Genomic DNA, 12,404 nt, shown 5'->3' with positions numbered 1-12,404 from the left:
GGCTCCACCTCGGGTGCGAGGTCGGCCGCGGCCGGAGCCGCGTACCGAGGCGCAGCGGGCTCCTGCGGGGCGACGGGCACGGGAAGCGCGGGAAGCGGCTGCGCTTGATACTGCGGGGCGGGCTGTTGCGCAGCGCTCTGGCCCGGATACGTGCCCTGGCCCTGGTAGTAGGTGCCGCCGACGGGCGCTGCGAGCTGCGGCGCCGAGGGGAATCCCGTGTAGTAGGCGTTCCAGTCCGGGCTGCCGTCGGGCATCACCGGCAGCGGTGTCGCGCCGTCGGCGTACGTCGGCCAGGTGGCGGGCGCCGGGGCGGCCTGGTGCACGGGAGCCGTCTGCTTCTTCGGGGCGAACAGCGTGTTCAGCAACGGGATGAGCGTGGTGCCGACGGCCGTGAGGATCGTGAGGGCCACGAGGATGCGGCCGAACAAGTCGCCGAACTCGAAGTTGTGGGTGAACGTCAGGAAGAACAGCAGCATGCCGACGAGTCCGACCAGGAACACGATCGTGGCGATGTAGATGATGCGCGTGAAGACCGTGACGTAGCGCTGAGCGGCGGGCGTGAACAGCCGCACGTGCAGCAGAGCGAGCTGCAGGATGCCGATCACGAGCAGCAGCTGGAAGAACCTCTCGCCCCCGCTGAAGAACTGACCGTCTTCGGGGAGCCAGATCTTGAACGCGCCGACGATGAGCGCGATGATCCACGACACCATGCTCGCCAGCGCGAGCCAGTCGGGGCGGTTGGGCGCGAGACCCGCCTCGAGGATCGCGATGCCGGCGAAGCCCGCCAGCAGAAGAATCGTGAGGAACGCGCGTCCGATCAGCCCGTCCTGATCTCCGATGAGCACCCACACAACGCAGACGAGAGCAGCGGCGATCAGCGCGCCGATCGCGATCCAGATCGAGCCGCGGATGAGGAGCGAGGTGTTCTTCGGCTCAGGTGTCACTGTTTCGGGTTGAGACATGGCGGTCCTCTCGACGAGTGAGCTGTGGGTTCATCCTCGCATGCCTGATGACCGGATCACGGGTGATCCGGACATGTGTGGAAAGCTCAGCCGGTCTTCCTGGCGGATGCGGCGGCGAAGGCCGCGACGCGGGCCTGAGCATCCGGGGTCTCCAGTGCCGCACCGATCGAACGCGCCTCTTCGCTGAGCTGCTCGACGAAGGATCGCTCGGGGCGTGAGCGCACGAGGCGCTTGGCCTGCCCGTACGCGTCGGCGGCGCCCGCAAGCCAGAAGCGCGCGATCTCCTCCGCACGTCCACGGACGAGCTCGGCTTCGGCCGCGGCATCCGCTCCTTCGACCGCCTCGGCGACCAGCCCCCATTCGACGGCCTCCGTCGCCGAGAGCAGGCGATCCTGCAGCACGAGCTGCAGTGCACGCCGCTGGCCCACGGCCTGAGCGAGCTGCGCCGACACCGACAGGTCGGGGGTGAGGCCGATGTTCGCGTACAGGCTGCCGAGCTTCGAACGCGAGCCGACCACCGCGTAGTCGCTGCTCAGCAGGATGCCGAGTCCGCCGCCGGCCGTGGTGCCGTGGGCGGCGACCACGACGGGGATCGACGATTCGGTGAGCGAGCGGATGCCGGAGTTGATCACCTCGGCGAGGGCAGTGATGTCGGTGCCGGAGCCCATCGACGTCGACATCTCGATGACGTCGCCGCCGGCGCAGAACGCCGGCCCTGCGGCGTCGAGCAGGATCGCCTTGACGTCACTGCGACCGGTCGCCTCGGCGGTCGCATCCCGCCAAGCGTGCGCGAGATCGGCGTTGAAGGCGTTCAGCCGGCCCGGGCGGTTCAGCGTGAGCCGAGCCATTCCCTCATCGACCGAGAACAGGATGGCATCGCTCATGGCTTCTCCTTCGAGCACAGGACGTATCGCTCCAGCGTAACCGCGCTCAGACGTGCTCCCAGACCCTGGCGACGAAGGCCTCCATCCGACGGCGCGTTCCGTCGAGGCGATAGTCGGCCTGCCCCGGGGCTCGCACCTCGTTCGGAGCCAGCGGATGCGCCAGGCGAACGTTGTCATGACAGGAGAGATCGGCGCAGATGTACGTGCCGACCGAGTCACCGCGCTCCCCTGCCGCCCCTGCGCGGCGGGCCGAGAACAGCGCGACCTGATTGCCCGGCTGCATCAGGTGGCAGATGTTGCACATGCCGTTGCGAGCGCGTCCGGAGTCGGACACCCGCAGCACGACGCCCTTGATCTCCCGGTCGTGCTGGATCAACACGTACCCCCGCTTGCCCGCGCTCGGATCCCGCCAGGCGAAGAAGTCGAGATAGTCCCAGTCGACGAGTACGAAATCGTGCGGCAACTGCATGATCCGCAGGTCATCGGCATCCGCGTTGACGAACGAGGATCGGACCTCGGCCTCTGTGAGCGCGCGCATCGCTCCAGTCTAGGCAGAGCTTCCGCGCCTATGCCTGCGCCCGCCTCAGCGACCGAGCCGCGCGAGCTCGGCCTGACGCAGCACCCGCAGCAGGTCGCGTGGCAGGCGGGTTCCATCGAGCGACGACGGCCGCAGCACGGCGGAGATGCCGGCGACGGTCGCGTGGACGATGCGGCCCTCCCGACGGATGAGGTTCATGCCCGAGAGCGCATCAAGCCGGCGTCGGCAGCGCCGTCTGCTGATGAGACGGTGCGAGCGGAGCGCATCGAAGATGTCGTCCTCCACGAGGGACTCCTCCTGCTTGAGCTCTTGCTGGACGACCACTGCGAGGGCCGTGCGCAGCGGCTCGTCGAGGGTGGCTCCGCGGAGATCCCCTCTGACGATCTCTTCATCGATGCTGAGGTCGAGCAGCGCGCGACGCTGCAAGCGGGTTCCGGGCCCGGGCGCGACGGGGGCGGGTTCGTGGAACAGGCGCGACTCGACGATGCTCATACCCATGAGACGGGGGTAGGGGGCGTTTCATTACGCGACTCGAGGATCATGAGCCTGTGGGGTGGTCGACAGGCACGTCCCCGCCGCGCTTAGCCCACGCTCCCGCGGCGGGCAAGCCCCTACGGCGAACGGCCGCCTGCCGCCTATCGTGGCCTTTCCCACTGCGCGGACCCCATCTGCTCCGGAGGTAGCGATATGCACGCGGAGGACGCACCGCCGACCGAAGCGCTTCTCAACGGCCGGTACCGGCTGCTCGACCGCCTGGGCCGTGGCGGCATGGCGACCGTCTACCGGGCAGAGGACGCGATCCTGGAACGGACGGTCGCGATCAAGCTGATCCGCCATGACCCCGAGGCCCCGTTCGCCGCCGACCGGGTGCACACCGAGAAAGCACTGCTCGCTGCGGTGAACCATCCCGCGCTCGTGACGCTGTTCGACGCCCACCTCGACCCGGGAACGCCTCAGTACCTCGTCATGGAACTCGTCGACGGGCCGAGCCTGGCCAGGCGGATGACACACGGCCCGCTTTCATCAGCAGACGCCGCGCAGATCGGGGAAGACCTCGCGAACGCGCTCGAGGCCGTCCATGCGGCCGGCATCATCCACCGCGACGTGAAGCCGTCGAACGTGCTCCTGGCACCACCGGCGACAGCATCCGGCCGCTGGACCGCGAAGCTCGCGGACTTCGGAATCGCCTGCACTCCAGAGACCTCGAAGGTGCGCACAGGCGTCGTCCTCGGTACCGCCGCGTACATGGCGCCGGAGCAGTTGCGCGATCTTCCACTCACGGCCGCCGCCGACATCTACGCGCTCGGCCTCGTGCTGCTCGAAGCGCTCACGGGCCGTCACGGCTACCCGATCGGCACCAGTCTCGAATCCGCCCGGGTGCGGCTGACCGAGCCGCCAGACATCCCCGACGCGGTGAGCCCGGGGTGGAGCAAACTCATCCTCTGGATGACCCAGGTCGATCCCGAGGAGCGGCCGTCGGCCGAAGAGGTCGCCGCCGAGATCAGAGGCTTTCGCGGTGGCGACCGATCGGAGTCGTCCGGCCCGTCGAGCGCCGCAGTCACCGAACAGCTGCCGCAGACCCGCCTCCTGCGCGGCGACACGGGCCGCCGCCCACGTCGCGTGATCACCGCTGTGATCGCCGGAGCCGCAGCCATGGGGCTGCTCGCCGCGATCGGGGCATGGACCTCGTCGGCGGCCGACATCGTGACGGCCCGCGCGGTCATCGGAGTCACGGCGCTCCGATTCGCACCCGTCACGACCTCCGACTCGGACTCGTCGACCACACCGGTGATCGTCGATGACGGTGGTCCGGGCCCGTCGGCCTCGTACGACGACAAGCACGCCGAGCACGCGGCAGAGATGGCGGACAAGAAGGCCGAGCATGCGGCGGAGGTGGCCGAGAAGAAGACCGAGCACGGCTCCGGGGGCAACCCGGGCAAAGGCGGGTGAGCGTCCCGCCGACCGCCGCTGCCCGTTCCACCGGGTTCGCGACGTGATCAGGGAAAAGCGAAGGGCCCCGCGGTGCTGTCGGTCATGCCGCTCACGATAGTCCGTAGCTGAACAAGGAGAACGCGTCTGCTTTCGTCTCGTCCGGCCGATATGGTTCTGCTCATGGTCACAGTGCACTCCACACTCCCCGCTGCCGCGGAGCCGACGCTCATCGAGTCTTTGAGTGCTTGGAGCACGCTAGGGGCAGCGGTAGCCACGGCGATCTCGGCGGCGTTCATCGCCTGGCAGATCTGGCTGACGCGGAAGAGTGTGGAGACTACCGAGGCGACGCTGACCGTAGCACGGGAAGAGTTCGCTCTTTCTCGACTGCTGCAAGTCGAAGCTCAGAAGGCTGCCATCGATGCGGAGATGCCCCGGCTGTATGTCCGGGTGGGGACGACTCCGAAAGAAGCGCGTCTGACCGACACGCTCGTGGAGGATCTGTTCGACTCGTCCGGGAGGTCGCCGGAGAAGATCGCGGCAGGGTACGAGTTCGCTCTGCCTCGCGACGCGGATGTGCGAGTGGAGGTGACGACGGAGGTCACCATCATGAACGACGGCCCTCGACGTGCTGAGATCTTCCTCGACGCCGCTCTTGACCCGCGTGCCCGCCGCATCAGCCATCTGCTCGGCGCCGACAAGTACGTCCATGACAACGTGCGGCGCGTTCACACTGTCGCCGAGTGGGTGGAGTTTGCCGAGAAGCGCGCCGCCGGGCAGGTGACCGACGTGACCATCGCCGATGTCATCTACATCTATCCCGGGGATGTCAGCGCCGTCGAGCGACACCCGGTCCTGCAGGGCGGTTCGATCCTCGCGCCGGACCCCACTCGGCTTGGTGTGTGGGTGCTTCGAGATCTCGCTGTTCCCATCGATGCCATCGACGCGCCCCTAGGCACCGGGGTAATGCCGTTCACCCGGGACTACTACGCATCGCGGACGAACGAGCGCCGCCTCGAGTCACCGTCCTCGCGAACGTCTACCGCTGAGTGAAGTATCGCCCGGTGACTTCTCAGTACGCTGCGCTACCTACATTCAGGGCCTGATGGACGCGTCGCTGAAGGACGTGCACTGGCGGCTGGTCGGCGACAAGCACAAGGAGCTTCACTCTGCTTGTGCGGACCTGAAGCGGAATCGACGTTCGTCAGTTGGTCGACCGGGTTCCTTATTACCGCGTGGACGTCGGTGGCCGCCATTACATTCGTTATCACCCCCATCGTTGATGGGACCGGCTACTAGAGGGACGGCACCTGTGAGTAAGAACGACTCCTCCAGCGACGGCTCGCTGGACAAGATCATGCCGCAGTCCGCGGTGGACATCCCCACGGGGGTCGGTCCACACCTGACGCATGGCAAGGACCCGGCCGGCACGCAGCGCATGGTCCCGCGCCCTCCGCGCACGACCAGAGGAGGCGGTAGCAGTCGTGGGCGCTGATGGGAGCCTCGAACACCTGATGCCAGACTCGGCGGTCGAGATCCCTTCCGGTGTCGCCGAGTGTGTGACGGCGAGCGGGATGCCGGCGGTAGAAACCTCGGGCGGTGTGTTCGCTGTCCCGCCCCGCAACTGATCCGTGCCCACGACGATGGTGAGCGAGGAGGAGCTCCGTCGCCACGTCGACGAGCTACTGGAGGAATGGGACGACGCGGGCGCACCGCAACCGCTTCATCAACCCTCCGTACGCCAAGGAAAGAAGTTCACGGGTGCGGACGCGGCACGGCTCACCTCTGTGTTCGGACTCGCCCGTCACACCCATGAGACAGCGCGCTCCATCATCGTCCTCCTCGATGCTCGCCACCACAGCACGGTCGCGACGCTGGTCCGCGCCGCGTACGAGACTGCCCTGACGGCCGCGTGGCTGGTACAGAGCGTTGGGAATCATGGGATCACGGCGTTCCTGCACGAGTACACACGTTCCCGCACGGCGCTGCGGAACGACGCTCTCAAAGCCGCCAGCGCGGTGTTCCGCGACGGGGCGGTGGACGTGGCCGACACCGACATGACGCCGTACGAGGGGTCGTTGGACAGCGCACGCCAGTTTGGGCAGGTCTGCGAAGATCTCGCCCCGGGTGGCAAAGACGCATACATCCTCTACCGCATCCTCTCCAGCTACTCGCACCCGACCGTCCGCACCGTCGACCTGTACTTCGGTCCGCCCCAGGCCGGGACGACGATGCCGTTGTACCGGAAGACCCCCGACGTACCCCTCACGCGGGAGATGTTGCTGTTCCTCACGGCGTCGGCGCTGGTGTGGAGCGCGCGTGCGTACTCGTATCTGACGAAGGATCAAGCGCACAGGAATTCTCTCCGGCGGCGGGCGCGAGCGCTGAACATTCAGGACGAACTTCACCTGAGCGACACCTATCGGCAGCGACACGCACGTGCGGGCAAGAAGTCATCGACGAGTGAGTAACCCGGCAATAGTGTGGATGGCCTGACACCTTGGAGAGCGTGCATGAACCTTGTACTCGCGGACATCGCCGACGATGAGAAACGTCGAGCGGAAGACATCCACGACTGGTTGATGGGCAACTATCACCTGGAGCGGTATCTCGGGGACGCCGACGTGCGCCAAGGGTGGCCGAGCTGGTACTCGAAACTACTGTCCGACCTGCTGCTGCTGACGCTCGATGACAACGTCGAGGCGGCCTTCTCGGAGCTGGACGAGCAGAGCTGGGTTCTGGACGTCACGGTCGTCAGCAGCCGTCGCATTATCCGGGGGACCATCCCCACACGGGGCACCGCCGACGATGGGCAGGTGCGCGCGATCTCCCGGCGCGGGGTTCGGGACGTGCAGGTGGATGAGCGCGGCGGTGGCGTCATCACCCGAAGCTCACGCAACCCGTGGCCAGGAGCGTTCACGGTCATCGTCGACGTGGTCGGGATGCCCTCGCCGCTCCGGCTGGATCCCAGTCTGCAGGCGTCCCACTTCGGTCGCCGCCCCGATATGAAGGCGCTGCTGACGTCGTTTCTCGCCGACTTGGACGGTCGACGCCGCTAAGCGCGGCAGTCAGCGGGACCGCCTCTGTGCCGCCACGCCGATGGCAACAAGATCCTTCTCCATCGGGTTGCGAGTCATGCCTGTCGCCAGCAGGGCGGTGAGCGCATGGATGATACGAGCACACAATGTCGGGTTCGGCATCTCCCCGTCAACAACATCGTCACCACAGTCAACTCGTCAGCCGTGACAAGACGGAACTCCGTGGCGTAAATGACGCCGCGGTTCACCGCGCGGACCGTCGTCGCATGAAGAGGGTCAACGGCGGTGACCTCCATGACCTCTGAGGCAAGCTTGCCGAAGATGATGCAGGGTTCCCGCCACCGGGTGCCCACGTCGTACGCAGTGCCTTCCAGGCGCTCGATGTCGACGACACCGGGAAGCGTGGACTTCGCGCTCTCGAGGTCGGTGAGGACAGCCCAGACGTCCTCCGCGGGCGCGGGAACAGCGTGGCTTGCGTGGACGGCGCAGGAAGTCATTGCGCTCCGGGGACGGGGTCGTGTGCGCTCGATACGGTAACGGGATCCGGCATCCTGCGTCGGGCACATTTCAGAGCTGAGTGCAACGTCTCCTACGCTGAGAATCGAAGCGGCGGCTCACTGGGGTCGCACCAAGCACACGACCCTGGCGCGCGCTCGACACCAGCCATCACGCCGAGGGCCACCAGTTCTCCTTGTCGAACAACTGCGGGAACACAACCGTTGGTCCCGAGGTTTTCGCCCAGTGACCCGTTCGCTGCGGCCCACTATCGGACACGGCGACGCCTGCCAGGACCAAAGTCAGCAGGTGCCGTCGAAGGTTAGGGGCGATGGCTGACCGACCCGCCGAATCTGATCACTGAGTTCCGCGGCATCGTCGGGCGACTGGTATGTCACACAGCTGTACATGAGCGCGCTGTCGTAGCGTCGAAGCAACGGGCGCCCACTGCGCGCGGAACGAAGCTGGTTCCGCGCGCGAGGCGGAGGGTGCGCCCGCACAGGCTTCAACGTGTTCGGGTCACGTTGGCAGCCAGACGGGGGCCATGAATGGCCCCCGTCTGCCCATCACTTCGGGCCGTACGGGCCCCGCAGGTGCTGAACGAGACCACCCAAGTCCGGGTACACGCTCGAATGGCGCAGGCCTTTCCCTTCCAGGTAGTCGCGAATCGGCTTCTTCGCCTTCGCCAGGATCCGCAGGGCGAACACGGGCACGAGGTGGGCAGCGTTCGGTTTCGTCAACACGTCATGACGGGATGGCAACCCGACGATGGACGTCGCACGAGCGATCTCAGAACCCCTCCAGTTCATCGGCAACGCGTCGTTGAAGACGTCGATGACGGCGGATGTGAGGATCGGGCCGGCTTCGAGAAGGAACCCTGCGCGCTGCGCGCGCATCCGGTCGCTCAGAGCCGGTGGGAACCAGGTCCAGGTACGCGTTCCCGTTCCCCAATCCGCACGCCGGCGGAGGTCGTGCTCCGCCCAAGAGTGCCAGAACGGCACATCCCCCAGATCCGCCGAGACATCTGCGGCGGGCTCAGGGACGCGGCGGCCGACCCGCGGTGCTCGCCCCCATGCCAATACGAGGCCGTCTTTCGCGTCCTGCTTCGGGTGCGCTTCCACCGCGAACCAGCAGGCGATCTCCGGATCGGTCGACACGTCGATGAGACGGGTCGGAGCGCCGTTGTGCTGCAGGTCGGCGAAAAACTCCAGCGGACGCGGCACGCCCCGCCCCCACAGTGACGCTGCGTTCAGCGCCTCGACCTCGGCGCCGACCAAGCGGTCCTCATCCACAGCACCCGACTCCTCGAGCCGCCGGTACAGGGATGAATGCACCGCCCAGGACGCGTTCTGCTGACCTCGCCACACCAGTCGATGCTCGTGGTGCTTCATCTGCAGCGTGGACAGCGCCTTGAGCAGTGACTTCAAGCTGTCGATCTCAACGGCATGCGTGTCGAAGAAGTGCTCCGGCATGCGTGAGGCCCGCGGAGCGGTCGACGGCTTTTGAGACCCAACCGCGCTCACCAGCTGCCGGGCGGAGTACAGCGATGCAACGGACAGGGAGTCCTGGATGGCGCGGGTCGTGAACAGCGCGGAGTTTGCGAACGTGCGCGCCAACTCATCCATCTGCATATTGTTCGCCTTGACCACCGAGGCGATGAGGTTCGTGATGTTCGCATGAATAGCGATGTCTTTCATCGCGTCATTCGCGATGCTGGAGACCAAGCGAGAGAGGTCCGCACCCTTGATTGGAGCTTCGTTGGCCCCGAGCCGAGCTACCGTCTGGGCGATCTCGCGCGCAGCAGCCGTGTCGAGGTCAAAACGCTCGCCTGCCTGCCGGTGAATGTCGAGCGCCTCAGTCAGGCCGGTGGGCTCAGGCGGTGCATCATCGGCAGCAGTCTCAGGGGCGTCAGTCCCGTCGCCGGAGTCGGCGTCGGTGTCGGCCGTCGGCTCGTCGTCGTCCGCAGGCGTGGGTTCGTCGTCCATGCCATCAACTTATCGAGGTCAGCGTCGCAACCGCCTCGAGACTCCGAACCGCACGGCGCGAGGGCTACGCTGCACCGCATGACCTTCCACCTCGAGTACTGCGACAAGAACACCCATCGTCGCGAAGGCGCGCACTCGTCTCGAGGGGAGGCCGTCCTCGCGGCGCTGAGCGTGAAGTCGGCCCCTGTCCTCATCATCGACGGTGTCCGTGAAGAGCTCGTGGCGGTGGTCCTCAAGCGCGGTGAGGTCGTGAGCGTGGGCATGCAGCCGGCGTGGTGGGATGACGTCAGCGACACCGCCAAGACGGCGCTCGTCGGCGGCGGGCAGCTGAGCGCGGACACCGTCGAAGCTGTGACACGCGCCGGCGGAAGTGTCGTTGCATCCTCCTGGTCTGGCGGGTCGGTGGACGAGTGGCACCTCGCACTGGTCAGCCGCCCCGGTTAGCGGTGCAGTGCTCGCGACCAAGGCGACCCTGATGCGGCACGAGGATTGACAGACGAGGGCGTTCGAGGAAATGAAGGAAGCCGCCAGCGTGAACTGGCGGCTTCCTCTTCTAACTGGTTTAGATGCGCGAACATCCTACGGTGGCGAGTGAGGGATTCGAACCCCCGAAGTCGAAGACGGCTGATTTACAGTCAGATCCCTTTGGCCGCTTGGGTAACTCGCCATTGTGCACCCGCCCGACTTGGACAGCCAACCAGGGGCACGAGTATCAATCATACCTGTCGGCGGCGGTCGCGAGAAATCGAGCCGTCAGCTGCCGTACACCCCGCGCTCGGCGTCGGCCAACGACTCCGGCGTGCGCAGCAGGCCGCCCTCAGCGCGGCACGTCGCGGCCGCCACGTCCATCGCTCGCTGCAGCAGAGCCTGCATGTCGGTCTCCCCCGCCACGAGCCCGGCGGCGACAGCGGCGAGAGTCGCGTCGCCCGCCCCGACCGTGTCGACGATCCGCCCGGGCAGCGCCGAGATCGGCGCCCGCACGACACCGGCATCCGACTCCAGCACCGCGCCGTCTGCGCCTGCGGTCGCGAGCACGGCATCCGCTCCCGATCCGCGCAGCCGCGCGCGCAGGGCGTCGAGGTCCCCGTCGTACAGCAGGTCGGCGTCATCCGCTCCGACCTTCACGATCACGGCATCCGCTGCCACGCTCTCGAAGCCCCGCACGAACTCCTCCCGATCCCGCAGCATGCCCGACCGCGGATTCGGGTCCACCGCCACGCGCGCATCGGCGACGGCGTCGGCCAGCGCATCGACCTCGGCCGGGACGTCGAAGGGGAAGCAGCTCACGGCGACGAGGCCGGCATCGGCGATCGCCTGCCGGGCTTCATCGGAATAGCGGACGCTGCGCGCCCGCGCCGCCTCGTTGAACTCGTACTGCGGTTCGCCGCTCTGCGACCACGTCACGATCGCACGCGAAGAGCCGTGCGGGGCGGCACTCGCGATCAGCCGGACGTCGTGGTCGACGAGGTATCCCCGAATATGCGCGCCCGCCTCGTCGTCGCCGACCATCGCGATCAGCGTCGTCGGCACGCCGAGGCGGCGGAGGCCGACAGCCACGTTCAGGGCCGCTCCCCCGACGAGCTCCCTGACGCCACCGGCGTCTCTGATCTCGTCGATCAACGCGTCGCCGATGACGACCGCGCTCCCCATCGCTGCAGATTCGGTGCTCATTCTGCCGACAGTACCTCAGGACTCCGGATCGACGACACGCGATCGCGCCCCTATCGCCGGGAGAAGCCGGGACGATACGTTGTGCGCATGAACGCTCGACTCGCCGCCGGCGCCGCCGCTCTGCTGCTCACCGCCGTGCTGACGGGCTGCGGCCCCTCGGATGCCGGCGGATCGGGCGGCACGCCGAAGCCGCCATCGTCAGATGAGACGACGGCCTCACCGGGAGCATCCGACTCGCCCACGGCGTCTCCGTCTCCCACCGCCACGACCAAGGGCATCGCGCTGCCTACCGACTGCCGGGCGATCCTGTCAGAGGACGTGCTCTCGCAGCTCGGCGACACCCCGCTCAACGACGCCGCCTTCGGCCCGTCCGGCGTGGGCTCCGACGGCACTCTCACCTGCATCTGGGCCGACCCTCGTGCCGACACCACGCGGCTGGTCACCACCATCTCGAAGATGAACCGCGGCCCGGCGCTCGACATGCTCAACGCGCTCGTGACCAACGAGGGTTTCGCGTGCTTCACCCCCGACGGCGGCACGCGCTGCGAGAAGACCTGGCAGAACGAGCAGTACCCCGTCACCGACGGCCGCACGCTGTTCTGGCGCGATGACGTGCTCATCGACACGCGCTACTCGAACCTCGCGCCCAGCGGATACACCTCGGCCATCATCGCGCACCTGTTCGACTAGGAGCACCCCTCCCGAATGCACCGCGTACTGCCCAGCGCACGGTGTCGCTCCGTGAGGAGGTCGTGCGTTCGTCGACTGCACGTGAAGTCGACGAGCGTCGGCATCCGCTGATGAAGAAGGGCCCCGGGAGATCCCGGGGCCCTTCTTCATTCAGTCAGCACGTCAGTTGCTTCGCGACTTCGTCGCTCGACAACCTCAATCGGCTCGGCCGG

At 67.1% G+C, this 12,404-nt stretch carries 13 protein-coding genes and 1 tRNA gene; 6 read left to right on the top strand and 8 right to left on the bottom strand.

The features are described from left to right. From ACI3KT_RS11680 to ACI3KT_RS11665, 4 genes are all read right to left on the bottom strand, one after another. A partial coding sequence (locus ACI3KT_RS11680) for a hypothetical protein (protein WP_404904383.1) occupies positions 1-962 on the bottom strand: 962 nt, incomplete at its 3' end. Positions 963-1,048: 86 nt separating this feature from the next. Continuing rightward, entirely contained in the window at positions 1,049-1,846 is a 798-nt protein-coding gene (locus tag ACI3KT_RS11675) for an enoyl-CoA hydratase/isomerase family protein (RefSeq protein ID WP_404904381.1), read from the bottom strand. Positions 1,847-1,892: 46 nt separating this feature from the next. Then, positions 1,893-2,384 (bottom strand): FBP domain-containing protein, encoded by a 492-nt coding sequence (locus tag ACI3KT_RS11670; protein ID WP_307295012.1) that lies wholly within the window; start codon positions 2,382-2,384, stop codon positions 1,893-1,895. Between the two features lie 45 nt (positions 2,385-2,429). Then, positions 2,430-2,882, bottom strand: coding sequence for a hypothetical protein (locus ACI3KT_RS11665; RefSeq protein WP_292905682.1), 453 nt, complete (start codon positions 2,880-2,882; stop codon positions 2,430-2,432). Between the two features lie 189 nt (positions 2,883-3,071). Here ACI3KT_RS11665 and ACI3KT_RS11660 point away from each other — a divergent pair, with 189 nt between their 5' ends. The 4 genes from ACI3KT_RS11660 (at position 3,072) to ACI3KT_RS11645 (ending at position 7,372) form a co-directional block, all read left to right on the top strand. Then, positions 3,072-4,334: a serine/threonine-protein kinase gene (locus ACI3KT_RS11660; protein WP_404904379.1), complete on the top strand. Its 1,263-nt coding sequence runs from the start codon at positions 3,072-3,074 to the stop codon at positions 4,332-4,334. A 162-nt stretch (positions 4,335-4,496) separates the two neighbouring features. Beyond that, positions 4,497-5,366 (top strand): hypothetical protein, encoded by an 870-nt coding sequence (locus ACI3KT_RS11655; protein ID WP_404904378.1) that lies wholly within the window; start codon positions 4,497-4,499, stop codon positions 5,364-5,366. A gap of 578 nt (positions 5,367-5,944) precedes the next feature. Then, positions 5,945-6,784: a DUF5677 domain-containing protein gene (locus ACI3KT_RS11650; protein WP_404904376.1), complete on the top strand. Its 840-nt coding sequence runs from the start codon at positions 5,945-5,947 to the stop codon at positions 6,782-6,784. 42 nt (positions 6,785-6,826) lie between these two features. Further along, on the top strand, positions 6,827-7,372 hold the full coding sequence (locus ACI3KT_RS11645) for a hypothetical protein (RefSeq protein ID WP_404904375.1): 546 nt from the start codon (positions 6,827-6,829) through the stop codon (positions 7,370-7,372). Positions 7,373-7,446: 74 nt separating this feature from the next. On the opposite strand, the gene ACI3KT_RS11640 is transcribed toward ACI3KT_RS11645, so the two are convergent. Both ACI3KT_RS11640 and ACI3KT_RS11635 read right to left on the bottom strand, forming a co-directional pair. Continuing rightward, positions 7,447-7,848 (bottom strand): SRPBCC family protein, encoded by a 402-nt coding sequence (locus tag ACI3KT_RS11640; protein WP_404904374.1) that lies wholly within the window; start codon positions 7,846-7,848, stop codon positions 7,447-7,449. 564 nt (positions 7,849-8,412) lie between these two features. After that, complete coding sequence (locus tag ACI3KT_RS11635) at positions 8,413-9,831, bottom strand: FRG domain-containing protein (protein WP_404904372.1); 1,419 nt, start codon at positions 9,829-9,831, stop codon at positions 8,413-8,415. A gap of 78 nt (positions 9,832-9,909) precedes the next feature. On the opposite strand from ACI3KT_RS11635, the gene ACI3KT_RS11630 reads away from it, so the two are divergent. Beyond that, positions 9,910-10,275 (top strand): hypothetical protein, encoded by a 366-nt coding sequence (locus ACI3KT_RS11630; protein ID WP_404904371.1) that lies wholly within the window; start codon positions 9,910-9,912, stop codon positions 10,273-10,275. A gap of 141 nt (positions 10,276-10,416) precedes the next feature. On the opposite strand, the gene ACI3KT_RS11625 is transcribed toward ACI3KT_RS11630, so the two are convergent. Next, positions 10,417-10,498 (bottom strand) — tRNA-Tyr (locus tag ACI3KT_RS11625). An 86-nt stretch (positions 10,499-10,584) separates the two neighbouring features. Next, on the bottom strand, positions 10,585-11,502 hold the full coding sequence (locus tag ACI3KT_RS11620; RefSeq protein WP_404904370.1) for a PfkB family carbohydrate kinase: 918 nt from the start codon (positions 11,500-11,502) through the stop codon (positions 10,585-10,587). Between the two features lie 87 nt (positions 11,503-11,589). On the opposite strand from ACI3KT_RS11620, the gene ACI3KT_RS11615 reads away from it, so the two are divergent. After that, entirely contained in the window at positions 11,590-12,192 is a 603-nt protein-coding gene (locus ACI3KT_RS11615; RefSeq protein ID WP_404904368.1) for a hypothetical protein, read from the top strand. The last annotated feature ends 212 nt before the right edge of the window (positions 12,193-12,404 follow it).

Origin of the sequence: Microbacterium sp. ZW T6_19, assembly GCF_044987465.1 — a bacterium.
Classification (GTDB): Bacteria; Actinomycetota; Actinomycetes; order Actinomycetales; family Microbacteriaceae; genus Microbacterium; species Microbacterium natoriense_A.
This window is presented reverse-complemented; position numbering and strand designations above follow the sequence as displayed.

Excerpts from the sequence above, each read along its gene's own strand:
- ACI3KT_RS11675 (WP_404904381.1), bottom strand. The coding sequence starts at position 1,846 with ATGAGCGATGCCATCCTGTTCTCGGTCGATGAGGGAATGGCTCGGCTC.
- ACI3KT_RS11665 (WP_292905682.1), bottom strand. The coding sequence starts at position 2,882 with ATGGGTATGAGCATCGTCGAGTCGCGCCTGTTCCACGAACCCGCCCCC.
- ACI3KT_RS11670 (WP_307295012.1), bottom strand. The coding sequence starts at position 2,384 with ATGCGCGCGCTCACAGAGGCCGAGGTCCGATCCTCGTTCGTCAACGCG.
- ACI3KT_RS11620 (WP_404904370.1), bottom strand. The coding sequence starts at position 11,502 with ATGAGCACCGAATCTGCAGCGATGGGGAGCGCGGTCGTCATCGGCGAC.
- ACI3KT_RS11640 (WP_404904374.1), bottom strand. The coding sequence starts at position 7,848 with ATGACTTCCTGCGCCGTCCACGCAAGCCACGCTGTTCCCGCGCCCGCG.
- ACI3KT_RS11615 (WP_404904368.1), top strand. The coding sequence starts at position 11,590 with ATGAACGCTCGACTCGCCGCCGGCGCCGCCGCTCTGCTGCTCACCGCC.
- ACI3KT_RS11645 (WP_404904375.1), top strand. The coding sequence starts at position 6,827 with ATGAACCTTGTACTCGCGGACATCGCCGACGATGAGAAACGTCGAGCG.
- ACI3KT_RS11630 (WP_404904371.1), top strand. The coding sequence starts at position 9,910 with ATGACCTTCCACCTCGAGTACTGCGACAAGAACACCCATCGTCGCGAA.
- ACI3KT_RS11655 (WP_404904378.1), top strand. The coding sequence starts at position 4,497 with ATGGTCACAGTGCACTCCACACTCCCCGCTGCCGCGGAGCCGACGCTC.
- ACI3KT_RS11635 (WP_404904372.1), bottom strand. The coding sequence starts at position 9,831 with ATGGACGACGAACCCACGCCTGCGGACGACGACGAGCCGACGGCCGAC.
- ACI3KT_RS11660 (WP_404904379.1), top strand. The coding sequence starts at position 3,072 with ATGCACGCGGAGGACGCACCGCCGACCGAAGCGCTTCTCAACGGCCGG.